This is a genomic window from Paenibacillus naphthalenovorans, from assembly GCF_001465255.1.
GTDB classification, from domain to species: domain Bacteria; phylum Bacillota; class Bacilli; order Paenibacillales; family NBRC-103111; genus Paenibacillus_G; species Paenibacillus_G naphthalenovorans.
This window is the reverse complement of record NZ_CP013652.1, coordinates 4,750,905-4,765,801: the sequence shown is the minus strand read 5'-3', so window position 1 is coordinate 4,765,801 and position 14,897 is coordinate 4,750,905. Positions and strand designations below refer to the sequence as shown.

The 14,897-nt window shown below is 54.2% G+C and carries 12 protein-coding genes; 1 reads left to right on the top strand and 11 read right to left on the bottom strand.

Going from position 1 to position 14,897, the window contains the following annotated elements; all coding sequences use genetic code 11:
* Positions 1 to 7 precede the first annotated feature (7 nt).
* From IJ22_RS23465 to IJ22_RS23425, 9 genes are all read right to left on the bottom strand, one after another.
* Positions 8 to 4,468 (bottom strand): NHL domain-containing protein, encoded by a 4,461-nt coding sequence (locus tag IJ22_RS23465; protein WP_062410505.1) that lies wholly within the window; start codon positions 4,466 to 4,468, stop codon positions 8 to 10.
* Complete coding sequence (locus IJ22_RS23460) at positions 4,455 to 4,697, bottom strand: hypothetical protein (protein WP_062410504.1); 243 nt, start codon at positions 4,695 to 4,697, stop codon at positions 4,455 to 4,457. Before IJ22_RS23460 ends, IJ22_RS23465 begins: the two co-directional genes overlap by 14 nt.
* Positions 4,694 to 5,557: a hypothetical protein gene (locus IJ22_RS23455; RefSeq protein WP_062410503.1), complete on the bottom strand. Its 864-nt coding sequence runs from the start codon at positions 5,555 to 5,557 to the stop codon at positions 4,694 to 4,696. Before IJ22_RS23455 ends, IJ22_RS23460 begins: the two co-directional genes overlap by 4 nt.
* Before the next feature lie 88 nt (positions 5,558 to 5,645).
* On the bottom strand, positions 5,646 to 8,729 hold the full coding sequence (locus IJ22_RS23450; protein WP_235594206.1) for a hybrid sensor histidine kinase/response regulator: 3,084 nt from the start codon (positions 8,727 to 8,729) through the stop codon (positions 5,646 to 5,648).
* The gene (locus IJ22_RS23445) at positions 8,704 to 9,831 is read right to left on the bottom strand and encodes a response regulator (RefSeq protein WP_062410502.1); all 1,128 of its coding nucleotides are present in this window, start codon (positions 9,829 to 9,831) and stop codon (positions 8,704 to 8,706) included. Before IJ22_RS23445 ends, IJ22_RS23450 begins: the two co-directional genes overlap by 26 nt.
* Positions 9,832 to 9,998: 167 nt before the next feature.
* Positions 9,999 to 12,323, bottom strand: coding sequence for a VirB4-like conjugal transfer ATPase, CD1110 family (locus IJ22_RS23440; RefSeq protein WP_062410501.1), 2,325 nt, complete (start codon positions 12,321 to 12,323; stop codon positions 9,999 to 10,001).
* Complete coding sequence (locus tag IJ22_RS23435; RefSeq protein WP_062410500.1) at positions 12,316 to 12,681, bottom strand: PrgI family protein; 366 nt, start codon at positions 12,679 to 12,681, stop codon at positions 12,316 to 12,318. Before IJ22_RS23435 ends, IJ22_RS23440 begins: the two co-directional genes overlap by 8 nt.
* Positions 12,682 to 12,728: 47 nt before the next feature.
* Positions 12,729 to 13,076 (bottom strand): hypothetical protein, encoded by a 348-nt coding sequence (locus IJ22_RS23430; protein WP_062410499.1) that lies wholly within the window; start codon positions 13,074 to 13,076, stop codon positions 12,729 to 12,731.
* A 29-nt stretch (positions 13,077 to 13,105) separates the two neighbouring features.
* Entirely contained in the window at positions 13,106 to 13,291 is a 186-nt protein-coding gene (locus IJ22_RS23425) for a hypothetical protein (protein WP_062410498.1), read from the bottom strand.
* A gap of 143 nt (positions 13,292 to 13,434) precedes the next feature.
* On the opposite strand from IJ22_RS23425, the gene IJ22_RS23420 reads away from it, so the two are divergent.
* Entirely contained in the window at positions 13,435 to 13,686 is a 252-nt protein-coding gene (locus tag IJ22_RS23420; protein WP_062410497.1) for a helix-turn-helix domain-containing protein, read from the top strand.
* 2 nt (positions 13,687 to 13,688) lie between these two features.
* Here IJ22_RS23420 and IJ22_RS23415 read toward each other — a convergent pair whose 3' ends face one another.
* Both IJ22_RS23415 and IJ22_RS23410 read right to left on the bottom strand, forming a co-directional pair.
* Positions 13,689 to 14,528, bottom strand: coding sequence for a VirB6/TrbL-like conjugal transfer protein, CD1112 family (locus IJ22_RS23415; RefSeq protein ID WP_062410496.1), 840 nt, complete (start codon positions 14,526 to 14,528; stop codon positions 13,689 to 13,691).
* A gap of 67 nt (positions 14,529 to 14,595) precedes the next feature.
* Positions 14,596 to 14,895 (bottom strand): glutamyl-tRNA amidotransferase, encoded by a 300-nt coding sequence (locus IJ22_RS23410; protein WP_425351434.1) that lies wholly within the window; start codon positions 14,893 to 14,895, stop codon positions 14,596 to 14,598.
* Positions 14,896 to 14,897 lie beyond the last annotated feature (2 nt).

Here is a 14,897-nt window from a genome sequence, read left to right as displayed (position 1 = left end):
TTCCAACTTAAATCAGACCAGATTTTTGTAATAGTCTCTGAATAATTGTTGCAACCTCAGCCCTGGTCATGTAATCCTTCGGGGCAAGCGCAGTACCGCTTCTTCCAGATACTATGCCAGCCTGAACACTGTCCGCAACGCTGCTTTGCGCCCATGCGGATACTTCAGCTGCATCACCAAACGTATGAAGTGTTACGTCTGCGGTTTGGACAGGAAGTCTGGCTTTCAAGTTCGTAATCGTCATCGCTTTGGAAAGGATGACCATCGCTTGTTCGCGAGTGATCATGTCATTCGGCCGGAAGGTGCCGTCTTCAAACCCGCCCACCAAATGATACGCATAAGCGGTGCGAACCGCACTGCTGTACCAATCCGATTCTTTCACGTCCGAGAAGAAGCTCGTTCCGCTCTGCAGCTTGAGTCCCAATGCACGGACGATGATCGCTGCAAATTCCGCGCGGGTAATGTCCCGGTCGGGATCGAACAGGCCGTTTCCGATGCCTTCGATGACCATGCGCGATCCCATGTCGTTGACCGCATCTTTCGCCCAATGGTTTGCCACATCGTCAAATTCGAGCGGATGCCATACGACCGAGTACGTGCTATTCGTCAGGCTGTTGATTTTGGCGTAATATTTGCCGTCGATCTGAATCACCTTGGTCGGTACGTGCCGCGTCGAACCATCCGGTTCGATGACCACACCCGTAGTAATTCGCTGTGGATCGATACCTTCCGGAATCGCAATCGTGCGCTCAACATAGGCGCTGAATCTCGCCACTTCTTCCGTTTGATCGCCATAGACGGCGGTCACTTTGAAGTCCAGCGGCGGCACGACAAGCGCAAATCCTTCACGATTGGCCGCATTCTCGACGATGCGAACGATATCTGTGTCAGGCTGCGCAATTTCAATCTTCACCTTGATGTCTTGCAGAGCGAGATTTTGGCCGAATCGCTCGGCAATCGCATCGATATTGATTCGCTCCGCAGGCAATGTATAAGTCGCTTTCTCGGTGCGAAGCTCCACTACCGCTTGCAGGTTCTCCATATTTTTAATCATTCGGCCGTTTAATTCGCCCACGACAACATCGCTGTCCAACGTAACGGGAATCGTGACTACAGCTCCTGCTCCTTCGGCCGCAAGGCGTTGTTGCAGTTTTTCTTCATCGACTGCAACGGTTGTCACACGTTGGCCATTCACTTCAGCGGTCGCTAAAGTCCCCGTGTTCTCGGTCTTTCCGTTCACAAGTACATCTACTCCCGCATTCGCAGGTTGCGGTACTGGCGATGCCGGTTGAGACGGCGATCCAGTCTCCTCATCGTCATCATGATGATTGTTCGATGGCGCTCGCGGTGTGACTGCGTTTGAAGGTGTCGATGGATCACTGGAGCCTGTTGCATTTTTGGCTTTCACGGTGAATGTGTACGTGGTGCCGTTGGTTAATCCGGTAATCGTAATCGAAGTTGCGTCCGCACTTCCTGTCGCGACTTTGTTTCCATTAGAATCGAACACTTCATATCCGGTGATCGCGCTTCCGCCGTTGTCATCTGGAGCGGTAAAGGTAATCGTTGCACTGCCGTTTCCCGCTGTAGCCGCAACATTTGTAGGAGCCGCAGGTACGGTGGCCGGCGTTGCATGGACTTCGTTGGATTCCGCACTCAACCCTCCCGGGTTGCCTGCTTTTACCACAAAATAATACGTCATGCCATTCGTCAGATTTTGCACCTGGTAGGTCGCCCCGGTTACGGTCGCAAGCGCAGTTTCGCCGTATGCATTTGGTATTTCAGACATATACACGTTATAGTAAGTTGCGCCCGTCACTGTATTCCAGTTCAAGTTAACCAAACGATTGCCCGCAGTCGCAGTCAGATTCTGCGGGTTGGCAGGCCGATCCTGCAGATTCACGTTCTGCGTCACGACGGCATCCGCATAACCGGTTGCCACGACCGTGACGGTGTGGAAACCCGCGCTGAGTACGCCCGCGTTAATGGTGATCTTGCCTGCTGTTATGCGATAGTCCGTTGTATTCAGAGTCTTGCTGCCGTCTTTCACTGCCGTGATCGCGCTTCGCCATGCCGCATCGTCGATGAAAGTGATCTCGATGGCAAACGTCGTGTAATTGTTGGTGCTGTCTGCTGTTAAGGTCGGTGGCGAAGCAGGATTTGCTTCCACCACCGCCGTCGTCTGGCCAAACTTCACGACCTTGCCGCTGCCGTCCACTTCCGCCACGGCAATCTTGTCGTCGTTCGCCGCCGCGATGATGCCGTCCGCAGGCAGATCGGTATAACCGCTCAAGGTGTCGCCGACGTTCGGTACGCTCACTGCCGCTCCTTCAAAGTTTTTATAGACGAATTTATGGCCTGTTCCCACCGTCTCCGCGACGCTGATTTTCGTCTTGCCGTCCGTTCCGGCTCCCGTCACGTCGCTGGACGTGACCGTCAGCCCACTGGCGGGCACCGGCTCGGCCACCACTACCGCCGTCGTCTGGCCAAACTTCACGACCTTGCCGTTGCCGTCCACTTCCGCCACGGCAATCTTGTCGTCGTTCGCCGCCGCGATGATGCCGTCCGCAGGCAGATCGGTATAACCGCTCAAGGTGTCGCCGACGTTCGGTATGCTCACTGCCGCTCTTTCAAAGTTTTTATAGACGAATTTATGGCCTGTTCCCACCGTCTCCGCGACGCTGATTTTCGTCTTGCCGTCCGTTCCGGCTCCCGTCACGTCGCTGGATGTGACCGTCAGCCCACTGGCGGGCACCGGCTCGGCCACCACCACCGCCGTCGTCTGGCCAAACTTCACGACCTTGCCGCTGCCGTCCACTTCCGCCACGGCAATCTTGTCGTCGTTCGCCGCCGCGATGATGCCGTCCGCAGGCAGATCGGTATAACCGCTCAAGGTGTCGCCGACGTTCGGTACGCTCACTGCCGCTCTTTCAAAGTTTTTATAGACGAATTTATGGCCTGTTCCCACCGTCTCCGCGATGCTGATTTTCGTCTTGCCGTCCGTTCCGGCTCCCGTCACGTCGCTGGATGTGACCGTCAGCCCACTGGCGGGCACCGGCTCGGCCACCACCACCGCCGTCGTCTGGCCAAACTTCACGACCTTGCCGCTGCCGTCCACTTCCGCCACGGCAATCTTGTCGTCGTTCGCCGCCGCGATGATGCCGTCCGCAGGCAGATCGGTATAACCGCTCAAGGTGTCGCCGACGTTCGGCACGGTCACCGTGCCGGTTCCTATGTTCTTGTAGACCAGCTTGTTCCCTGTATCAGCCCCCGGCGTCACGCTCAATTGGGTTTTGCCATCCGTTCCCGGTCCCATCACGTCGCTGGCCGTGACCGTCAGTCCGCTGGCAGGCACCGGTTCGGCAGCGACTTTCCGAACCCGTTGGTTATAAGTATCCGCGATATAGAGATTTCCGCCGCTGTCCACCGCCACTCCATACGGATAATTTAACTGAGCCGATGCCGCCGCTCCTCCGTCTCCGGAAGAGCCAGCCGTTCCGTTCCCCGCCACCGTGCTGATGTTCCCGGACGTATCCACTTTCCGAACCCGGTGGTTAAAGGTATCCGCGATATAGAGATTTCCGCCGCTGTCCACCGCCACTCCATACGGGAGATATAACTGAGCCAACGCCGCCGCTCCTCCGTCTCCGGAAGAGCCAGCCGTTCCGTTCCCCGCCACCGTGCTGATTTTCCCGGACGCATCCACTTTCCGAACCCGGCTGCTACCATCATCCGCGACATAAAAAAGATTCCCGCCGCTGTCCACCGCCACTCCATACGGATACTTTATATTAGCCGATGTTGCGAACTCGCCTTCTCCGGGATTGCCTGCCGTTCCGGTCCCTGCCACCGTGCTGATGTTCCCGGACGCATCCACTTTCCGAATCCGATGGTTAAAGGTATCCGCGATATAGAGGTTTCCGCCGCTGTCCACCGCCACTCCAAACGGTTTATTTAGCTGAGCCGATGCCGCCGCTCCTCCGTCTCCGGAAGAGCCAGCCGTTCCGGTCCCCGCCACCGTGCTGACGTTCCCGGACGCATCCACTTTCCGAACCCGGTGGTTCAAAGTATCCGCGATATAGAGATTCCCGGCGCTGTCCACCGCCACTCCATACGGTTTGTTTAACTGAGCCGACGTCGCCGCTCCGCCGTCTCCGGAATAGCCTGCCGTTCCGGTCCCCGCCACCGTGCTGATGTTCCCGGACGCATCCACTTTCCGAATCCGGCAGTTGTTGGTATCCACGATATAGAGAATTCCGCCGCTGTCCACCGCCACTCCAAACGGGTAATTTAACTGAGCCGATGCCGCCGCTCCTCCGTCTCCGGAATAGCTTCCGATTCCGTTCCCCGCCACCGTGCTGATCGTACCACCGCTTGTTGCAAACACCTCACCAGGGACCAATAGCGTCATCAAATACGCTATCATCATGAACAGGCTAAATCTCTTGCCATAAATCTTATTCTCTTTCATATGTAACACCTCTCATTAATTTAAAAGTGGCTATATTCTCGCTGACCGTTACGTCCGTCATGGATAAATTGTCGCCCAGACTGAATATCCCGCCACCGCCGAAAGAAGCTGCCGTATTTCCGCTGATCGTCACATTTGCCAGGGTTAATCCGGACTGCTGACTCGCGATTCCGCCACCCATATAGAGAAAAGCGGTATTTTCTTTGATGATCACATTATCTAAATTCATGCTGCTTCCGGTGGCATTACAATCCCGCCGCCGGTAGCGGATCGATTCCCTTCAATCGTCACATGCGTCAGCATCGGGCTGCCGCCCTTGTTATAGATCCCGCCGCCGACAGAAAGATTATCTGTTGAGGAGTTATTTTGAACGACTACATCCGTCAGTATCGGACTTCCGCCTTCGTCGCCTTCGTTATAAATCCCACCCCCAAAGATTAATGCCGTATTTCCGCCGATCGTTACATGGGTCAGTGTCAGGCTGGCATTCTTGTTGTACATCCCGCCGCCGGAATCAGTATCATTGGGGATTGAACCATTCGCATTCCCGCCCGTGATCGTGACACCATCCAATACCGCGGTAGAGTCGAGCACCGAATGATAGAACACATGATACGCGTTGTCCGCATCCGAATCCGGGTCCCCCAAGTTTCCGCTAAGTATCGTCGCATTCTCTTCGTTGGTCAAATCGCGCTGCGCGAGGCTGTCCTCCGTCCCCGCAAAACCGCCGTACACGGCGATGCCGTTCCGCAAATGGAACGTCTTCGTTCGGGGGTCGCTTGGATTTTCTTCATAATCAATGTCTTCCGTAGAATAATACGTCCCTTTTGCGACCCATATTTGCGAATTATCCGGTACATTGTTGATCACAGGTTGCAGCATCGTACCCGGATACGCCGTTTCCCAGCTTAGCCCGTCCTGCGAGTAAACGCCGCCGGTTACCGACACATAGAAGACAACCGGATCTGACGAAGCCTGCACCCGCATCGTCTGCAGCACCGGGAACATTCCGCTGATGGCGATCAAAGTCGCCAGCGATATACGCCCCCATGCCGACCATAAAATTCGTTGTACAAAGTTGTTGCTCACTTTGTTTCGCACCTCCAAAATTCGACAGAGACTGTGTCATTTTGGATTATACAAAACGTCACCTTAAAAAAACCTTAAAAACATCCGTTCACGCCGACTCCGCCGGAATCCGCACCGTCACTTTCGTTCCCCGGCCCGGCTCGCTTTCCATCCGCAGCTCCGTGCCGTATTCGTATTTCAACCGCTTGTTGATGTTCAAAAGACCGACGCCCTGACGCTTGTCCGATCCGGAAACCGACAGCTCACCCGGCAGCTTGCTCTCGATGCCGACGCCGTTATCCTCAATCACAAACCGGTACTCGCCCTCCGCCTCATAAGCCGTTAATTTTACCGTTCCGCCTTCGACCCGATGGCCGATCCCGTGCCGAATCGCATTTTCGATGAGCGGTTGCAGCAACAGGGGAGGGAGGCTCACCTGGAACATCCCTTCCGCAATGTCAACTTCGAAACGCAAACGATCCTTGAAGCGCGCTTTTTCAATTTCGACGTAAGTCCGGATCAGGCTGAACTCTTCCTCAAAGGTGATCCGATGCTCCGCATTGCTGAACCGGAAGCTGCCGCGCAAATAATCGGCCAGATCCGTCGTCATTTTTCGCGAACGTTCCGCATCCGTATAACTTGAGGCGACAATGCTGTTCAAGACGTTGTACAAAAAATGCGGCTTGATCTGCGATTGCAGAAACGCCACCTCCAGATCGACCGCCTTGGCAAGCGACTCCTTCATCGCGAGCAAGCTGCCGATTCTCGCCTTCAGCTCCGCCAGGTCGAACGGCTTCGGCAGAAAATCGTTCGCACCCGCCTCGAACGCCGCCACCTTGTCCTGCGGCCCGATGGCCGCCGTCACCATCAGCACGGGAAGCTCCGGCAGCGTCCAGCTTTTGCGGATCTCCTGGCACACTTCGTACCCCGACAGGCCCGGCATCATCAGGTCGAGAACGACAAGATCAATTTTATTTGGTTTGGCGATCTGTTCCAGCGCCTCGTAGCCGTTTTTGACGGCAATGACGTTATAGCCAAGGGGCTCCAGCGCGTCCATCAATACTTTCAGATTCAGGAATTGGTCATCCACGATCAGAACCGTATGCTTCCCTTTTTGATTCAGATAATGGGGCGTCGTGAACGTGTACTCCGGCGCTTTGACCGGTTGTCCGCTTGCCCGGAAAGCCGTTTCCGGTTTCCCGCCGCCACCTGCGATCGGCAGCGTGAACGTGAACGTCGTGCCGACGCCTCTCGTCGAGATTACCGATATCGATCCATGCTGCAGCTCAACCAGCTGTTTGACAATGGACAGCCCGAGCCCGAAGCCGCGGCGTTCCGCTCGCTCGTCGAACGATTGGAACGCTTCGAACAGGTGCGGGATGTGCTGCGCCTCGATGCCTTCGCCCGTGTCCCGGACCGAGACTTCAATCATGCCGCCATTCTCCGCCGCTGTGACGACGATGCTTCCGTTCTCCGTATGCTTGACCGCGTTGTCGAGCAGATTGCCGACGATCTGGCTGAACCGGCTTTCATCGGCAAGCGCATAGGGCAAATGTTCGGGGACGCGGTTCTCGAGCCGAATGTTGCGGTCCGCGCACAGAAACGAATAGATGCGCACCTGCATCTCGACGGCCGAACGGACATCGATCGGCGTCGGATCAACGGACAATTCGCCTTGTTTCAGCCTGGAAAAATCCAGAATATCGTAAACAAGCTGTGAAAGCCTGCCGGTGATGCTCGTGATTAATTGAAGTTTTTCCCGCTGCTCCGCCGAGGGCGGATGATTGGCGTTGTCAAGCATCGACCTGGAGATATGCATGACGCCGTGCAGCGGCGACTTGAACTCGTGCGACGTTCTTGCCAGAAAGTCGTCTTTCAGCTTGTCCGCTTTCAGCAATTGAACGGTGAGCTCTTCAATTTTCCGAAACGCGTTGGAGAACCGGAGCGACATGAGCAAAGCCAGCATCAGAAGGAACACGAACGGTTCGAACGGCGGCACCGAATCAACCGGTACGGCGAAATAAACGTTCAGATTTTGCACCAGCGCATAGACGTTCAGGGCGATCGCGGCGACGGCCAGGTACAGGCTTCCCTCCACTTTGCGGAATGCCGCCAGGACGAAGACATAAATCGCATACAGCAGCGGGAAGGTGGCGTAGATCGTGACCAGTTGCCGAAACAGATCCGTCGCGAACCGGGGGATGAAGCCGATTGCCCAGACCGCCAGAGCCGTCCCGACGACCACCCCGATCCGGATCAACCATCGGGAGCAAAACGGACGGAACGCCGTATACACGTACAGGAGAAATCCCATGCCTGCGCCAAGCGCCGAAACCATCTGAATGCGAAGATAAAGCCAGAACGGAACGGAGCCGAACAGACTGAACAACACTCTTTCGCCGCGCGTGCTGGTGAACAGGGCGAAAAACACGCATACCATCCCGAACACAATCAGGGAAGTATCGTCCTTGCGCTGCGAATACAGCCCGATGAAATAGAGCCCCATCATCAGAAAGGCTGTGAACGTAATCCAATCATGGGCGAGGGCCTTGTCGCGCAGCCCGGAAATTTGCGCTGCAGATCCCAGATAGATCGATTCGTTGATGCCGCTGCTGGCGGGAAACTCGAAGTTGGCCACCTGCACAATGATTTCGTTCCATCCGGTCTTTAGCGTAAAATAGCTGACATAGGGCCGATTTACCGCTTCATAGTTCCGCCCTTCTGCCGGATTCCCGCTTTGGCCCGCGACCTGGCCATTGACGATGATGCGATTGGACATTTGGATCGACGATGTTTTCAGCCCGTAAACGGACGCAGAATCGCCGACTTTGATCCGCAGACGGTACGTCGCCATGCCGAGCGTCTTCATTCGATTCGACCACGATCCCGGCACTTCGATTCGCTCCGGTGAAAGGCCGCTTGCATGCGCGAAGGAGGATGCGAAATCTTCATGAGAGAGGAGCTTGTCCGGGTAAAACTCCCATTCGCCGTCCAATGGAACGACGCCATCGTCCGCGAACCGCCACGCGGTCAAATCGAGAAATCCGTTTTCCGCTCTTGGCGTCTGCTTCCCGCCCAGCGAGAAATAAACGAGAAACAGGCCGTATGTTGCGGCCAATATGGTCAGCGTTACGATCGCCGCTGCAATCTTTTTTCTCATCGTCCGCTCACCCAGACCATCCCATTTGCCCATGCAACCTTACCGTCTCCTCTTCCAGCGCAACCCCCAGCTGATCGCGAATGACCTGCTCCAGCTGCCGATAGACGCGCAGCGCCTCATTCCGGTTTCCCGCTTCCAGATGCAGCCGGATGAGCTCACGTCCGTCCGCCTCGGAATCCGGCGCAATCGCGAGCACGCGCTGCAAACTGTCCGCCGCGAGCGCCGCGCGGCCCCGCTTGCGAAAAAGCCGGTGCATGCGGCGCAGCGAACGGATATACTTCGCTTTGATTGTCTCCTGCCTGGCCAAAGCCCAGCTATAATCGCAGCCCTCCATATATTCGCCTTTGTACAAACCGTTGATCTTGTCGTACAACCGCTCATCCGGTTCCTCCGCCGACAACATGTCGTCCAGCATCCTCTCGAATGCCGTCACATCGGCCGCCGCCCCGTCCAACCGGATCGCGAACCCGTTTCCGGCTTTGTCTACGTTTATGGGCACGTCATGCTCCTGCAAGCTTCTCCGCAAGTAGGACAGGCAAGTATACAAATAGGTTTTCGCCTTTTTCACATCGTACCCCGGCCAAATCGACTCAATGATGAGCGCGGTATCCGCGGGCGTCCCTTCGTGATGGATCAAAAAAGCGCAGACCTCTTTTTCCTTGTTCGTTTTCCAGGGGAGCAGCTGATTATCGGCATGAGGAAGCCTAATGGAAAAGCCCCCCATGCATCGGATCAAAGGACGGACGCTGGCGTCCGGGCGGGCCCGAATCGCGGATACGGTTTGCTTGATGCGCGATACCGCATGTTGCAGCCTGCTCATCGTAATCGGCTTCAGCAGATAGTCGGTCGATTGAATTTCAAACGCTTCCACCGCATACTCCGCGTACGCCGTTGTAAACACAATCGGCATTTGGGGCTGGATTGCCCTGATTTTCCTCGCCGCCTCCATCCCCGTCATGCCCGGCATCTGGTTATCCAGGAAAACGGCGTCCACAGGCGTCGTGTCCAAAGCTTCGATCGCCCGAACCGGATTCACAAACCTTCCGACGACCTTGACATCCCCTATTTGCCCAAGCAAAATCTCCAACAGATTGAGCGCATCTTCTTCATCATCCACGAGCAATACACGAATCATTGGACTTGCCTCCTTCGCACGCCTATAGAAAGATACCTGTTACATACAGTAAAAAATCGTCCATTCATTTGCAATCTTCGCCATTCATGTCCACATTACGGACATATTCGACAGAAATGGTTCAATTCCTTGCCATTAAACGGTTTCGCCTCCGTTCACTTCATTCATTACTCCCCGGGCTTCGTCGTCATCAGGCTGTACAGCTTCGTATGCCGCGGGAACTTGTCGCTAAACGGCACAAGGGAGCTGCCTACCTTCATCAATCCATTCCCGGCGTCAACATTGGTAATATAAGAGAGTTGCAGTTCCGAAATATTAAGAAGCCCGGCAAGTTCTACCCGGTCGGTAGCTGCTTGATTCAGCATGACGATAAATTCGCTGTTCGCGAGCATCGTCCGGGCCGTATGACTTTGCAGCAAATCATCCACGTTCTGCGTAATGCCCGTACAAAAAGCGCCATACTTTCGGACGCGCTTCCAGAGCGTGAACAGAAAGTTGGCGCTGTATTCATGCTGGAACAGAAGATAGATTTCGTCGATAATGATAAATGTATTTTTGCCTTTAACCCGATTTTGTGTTATCCGATTCAGGATGCTGTCCAGGACAACCAGCATGCCGATCGGGAGGAGTTGTTTGCCCAAATCGAGAATGTCGTAGCAGATGAGCCGGTTATGGACATTGACATTGGTCGGTTTGGCGAACGTGTTCAGACTGCCGGACGTAAACAGTTCGATCGCCAGCGCAATGTCCTGCGCCTCCGGCTCCGCTTGCCTCATCAGTTCCGCGCGGAAATCCTGCAACGTCGGCGGCTGCCCTTTATAGTTGCTCTGCAAAAACTTCCGGTATACGCTGGCGGTGCAGCGGTCAATGAGCGACTTCTCCTTCGCTCCCAACTGGTATCCGCCAATCAACTGCTCGCAAAGCGAAAGGACGAATTCCGATTTGAGAATGATTGGATTAGCTCCGTCGCCATATTGGCGATTCATATCCATCGCATTGATATGGTTCGGCGAAGTGGCGGATATATGAATCGTCTCGCCGCCCAATGCGTTCACCAGCGCGGAGTATTCCCGTTCCGGGTCGATCAAAATAATATCGTCGTCGCTGGCCAGCATCTGGTTGACGATTTCCCGTTTCGCGGTAAAGCTTTTGCCGGAACCGGATACGCCGAGAATAAAGCTGTTTCCGTTCAGCAGCTGCTTGCGATTGGCAATAATCATGTTTTTGCTGATCACATTTTGCCCATAGTAAATGCCGCCCGGATGTATAATTTCCTGCGCCCGGAATGGGATAAAGACCGCCGTGCTTTCCGTCGTTAACGTCCGCAAGGCGTGAATCTTCCGCAAGCCGTAGGGGAGCGCCGTATTCAGACCGTCCATTTGCTGATAGGTCAGCGTAGAAAACTGGCACAAATGCTTGCGGGCGGTGGTGAGCAGCGCCTCCGTATCGCTGTCAAGCTGCTCCTTGCTGTCTGCGATGTGGACCATCGTCAGCAGGCCGAACATCATCCGCTGATCGCGAGTGGTCAAGTCGTTCAGAAATTCTTTGCTCTCCTTGCGTTGCTGCTCCATATCGTAAGGGACCACGGCGGAAAAATTGTTGTTCCGGTTTTGTCGCCGCTGCCAATTGGTGATGTTCGTCTCCACGCCGAGCAAACGGCTCTCCACCTCGCGAACGGCCTCGTCGGTAGGAATCGGAATAATATCCAGCGACAGCAGCAAATTCCGGTTCAGGTCGCAAAGCTCGGACACCATGCTATCCTTAATATAGCTGGCGTATTCCCGCAGAAAGATGACGCGGCCAAAAAAATTGCCCATCCGAAAATGATCTTTTTCAAACTCGAATGTATCTGGGCAAATGAAGTCCTTGAAATCATGCCCCTTGCGCATTGTTTCGGACAGATGGAAACGAAAATCCGCTTCCTCGCCAATCCGAAAGAAATCATGGAAAATGCGCAGACGGTCAGTTGCATCCAGTTCGATACATTTGGAACCGAGACGGGAAAAATGCGACATCAATTCGGTTCCGACCCTCGCGAAATATTGACGGGCTTCCTCCACATTTTTCTTGACGACCGAAATGGTAACGTACTTTTCCTGAATCGTTCCGTTTGCGCCGGTGGCCTTTGCGAGCAACATCTCGTTATACTCCTGCCGGTACACATCAAGATGGTCCTGCCGTAGCGGAATCAGAATCGAGCTTTCAAAATCGGCCCGATTCATACGCCGGTTATGGATCGTGATCTTCGTGGTCGCTCCGCTGTCAAAGGAATTGAGCAGCTCGGAATAAGACAAAAACATCGCTTCCTTGTCTTCCCTGGACGCGACGGCGTAGTTGATGTCCTCGAACCGATATGATTTGGAGAACTTGTTGCCGACAAAAAAAATCCCGTCCGGCCAGAGGGCGCGAATCGGGATGACTTGCTGAACGCCTTTCGGGATAACAAATCGTTCCTTGTCCTGCCTGATGATGCGTCTGAGCGTTTTAATCACGGCGCTTCATCCTTTCTTGTTCATGACTATGCATGCTCTTTTTCAGCGCTTCAACATAGATATTGGTCGAATAGAAGACGAAGCGTCTTGGCAGCAGAAATTCCGACTTCAAATACGCCCAAAGCAGCTGCTCGGCCGTCATGCCGTGATAGCTGATGAAACCCAAGGCTGCGCAAGGCGCGGCCCCCAAAATGCACATCCAACTGAGCGTTTCCAAACCAAAGCGGCCGCGCAGTCCAAAATAAAGTCCGATCGCCACGCCGACAGCCAGCACAGAAAAAAAGAACTGCCGCAAAGACAGTCCAAAGAATAAGCTTTCGGTATAATCCCGGATTTCCCGGTTGATTTTCACTTCCATTTGAAGTCCTCCCATTAACGATGTTCACTATGCTCTATAACTCGCCCTCAGTTTCCGGTTGAACCGTTGTTGGCTCTGTCTTTTTCGTTTCTTGCCAACAACTCGTCGCCGGATGGAAGGGGATCGAAGAGAAGCGCAAACGCAAGCTGTACGCCGTCTCTCATTCCTTGCAAATACAAGCGATCATTCTCCAAAGCCCGCGTAAAATGAACCTTGTCCTCCCATTCCATAAACGCCGGCAACTGCGTCATCTCCACGCAGGAAAACATCGCTTGAAAAGCCGTGTACTCTGCTTTACGATAGGTGCACAACTCGGGATCGCGTTCGATCCGAGCTGAAACGTGGTCCAGCCGCTGCTGGATCGCATTTTGAAACCATAACGGAAACTCCACCATTGACATCACCCTCCTTGTGCGAACGCGATCTAGCGCATCTGGTGCTCTCGTCCGGACTTCCTTTGAAGCCACTGGACAATCCATTCGTCCACCTTCCGGCTTTGAGCCTGAACCGCCTCATTCTCGAACAGAGGAATTCCCTGTTCAAGAGATTTTTTCCCGAGTTCGTTCAACTTCCTTCTTTCCTCCTCCAATTGACCAAGCAATCGTGTCATCGGTCGGCCTCCCAGTGTCTTCATTAGATCGGCGTTTCTGGCTGTCTGAATGATAGAGTATCTCTCCATTTTATTGCGAAAATCGGTTTATTTCATTTGATGCACTCACGTACAATTTTGCTTGTAATGTGAGGTGCATACAAATGAAACATCGAAAAGAACCGCCAGGCGATAAAAATATAATCGGCGTGAGAGTCGTTGCCATCCGCAAGGCAAAGGGGATGAAACAGAAGGAGTTTCTCGCCAGATTGCAAACGGCTGGCCTTGACATCAGTCCTACCAGTCTTTCGCGTCTGGAAGGGCAGTATCGGCTTGTCCAAGATTACGAAGTCGTGGCGATTGCCAAAGCGCTGGATATTTCCGTCCGGGAATTGTTGGGCGAAGAATCGGAATGAAGCTACAGTCCCATCATTTCCCTCACCACCCGGTCCGCCATTTTGACCGTCCCCACGAGTACCAGCATGTTGAAAATCAATTCGCCAATGTACGTCCACACCATCGTAACCGCGCCTGCGCCTTCATCGACCGCCGGGGGAGCAGAGGCAAAGGCGGAGTAGATGATGCAGGCGAGTACGATAATCGCTCCCTCCAGACAAGCGGCCGCATACCCCTTGAGAAACGATTTGCCGATATTTTGGCTCGGCTCCCCGGCAAAGGCGGACAGCGGAACGGGAGCGATCGCCGTATATAAATAGATGCGAAAAAACCGCCCGTACACCGAGAGAATCATCACAAAAGACAACACCGTGATGAACAGACTGCCCAAAAGGGAGACGACCCACAGCGGAATGCTTTGCCAAAAGCCGACGTCTTCAATCGCTTTTGCAATGGTGTTCGGCAAGGTCATGGCCTCCGTCTTTCCGAACCCGGAACGTCCCATCATCGTGGAGATGATTCCCTGAACAATGGTAAACAGCGCCATCATGAGCTCCAACCCGTAGGTGACGACCGCTTTGGCCAGGACAAAACGAATAAACAGCTTGACGGCCATCTCCGGCTTCTTCAATTCTGCAAAACTGCCGGTCGTCTTCACCACGCCAATCACAAAAAACAAGACCAATAGCGCCAGTCCCGTCGCCTGCAACGCGCCGTGAATGTCGGTAATGACGCGCCACACGCCGCCGCCTTTGAAGTCGGACGGCGACTCGGTAACAAGTTGCCAGATTTCGTTCATTTTCTCGTTCCACGTATCGAGCGCATGTTCGAGATTGTCAATGATCCAACTGTTTTTGGCCATATTCTCACCCCTTTTCTGTAGACGGGGAACAGACAAACCGTCCGTTCCCCTCATTTGCGGCTCCCGTTTATCCGGCAATCAGGGTAAGAATTTCCTTCGTGAAGGTAATGATAATCCCGCCGGCGAGCGTCAGGAACCCGTTCGCCCGCTGGGAAGGGTCATGAGACTTGAGCGACAATCCGATCTGGACAATGCCGAAGCCGAGGATGATCATACCGATGGCCCGGATTAAGCCGAATATGAAGGTGGACAAATTATTGACCGTCGTCATCGGGTCGCCCTCGGCATAAGCGGTAGAGACGAACACGGTTCCCGTTAAGACCAGCATGATGTAAAGCGCCAGCAGCCGTTTCCTTTTGATTTTCAATT

Excerpts from the sequence above, each read along its gene's own strand:
- IJ22_RS23420 (WP_062410497.1), top strand. The coding sequence starts at position 13,435 with ATGAAACATCGAAAAGAACCGCCAGGCGATAAAAATATAATCGGCGTG.
- IJ22_RS23435 (WP_062410500.1), bottom strand. The coding sequence starts at position 12,681 with ATGGAAGTGAAAATCAACCGGGAAATCCGGGATTATACCGAAAGCTTA.
- IJ22_RS23430 (WP_062410499.1), bottom strand. The coding sequence starts at position 13,076 with ATGGTGGAGTTTCCGTTATGGTTTCAAAATGCGATCCAGCAGCGGCTG.
- IJ22_RS23415 (WP_062410496.1), bottom strand. The coding sequence starts at position 14,528 with ATGGCCAAAAACAGTTGGATCATTGACAATCTCGAACATGCGCTCGAT.
- IJ22_RS23465 (WP_062410505.1), bottom strand. The coding sequence starts at position 4,468 with ATGAAAGAGAATAAGATTTATGGCAAGAGATTTAGCCTGTTCATGATG.
- IJ22_RS23425 (WP_062410498.1), bottom strand. The coding sequence starts at position 13,291 with ATGACACGATTGCTTGGTCAATTGGAGGAGGAAAGAAGGAAGTTGAAC.
- IJ22_RS23445 (WP_062410502.1), bottom strand. The coding sequence starts at position 9,831 with ATGATTCGTGTATTGCTCGTGGATGATGAAGAAGATGCGCTCAATCTG.
- IJ22_RS23450 (WP_235594206.1), bottom strand. The coding sequence starts at position 8,729 with ATGGGCAAATGGGATGGTCTGGGTGAGCGGACGATGAGAAAAAAGATT.
- IJ22_RS23460 (WP_062410504.1), bottom strand. The coding sequence starts at position 4,697 with ATGAATTTAGATAATGTGATCATCAAAGAAAATACCGCTTTTCTCTAT.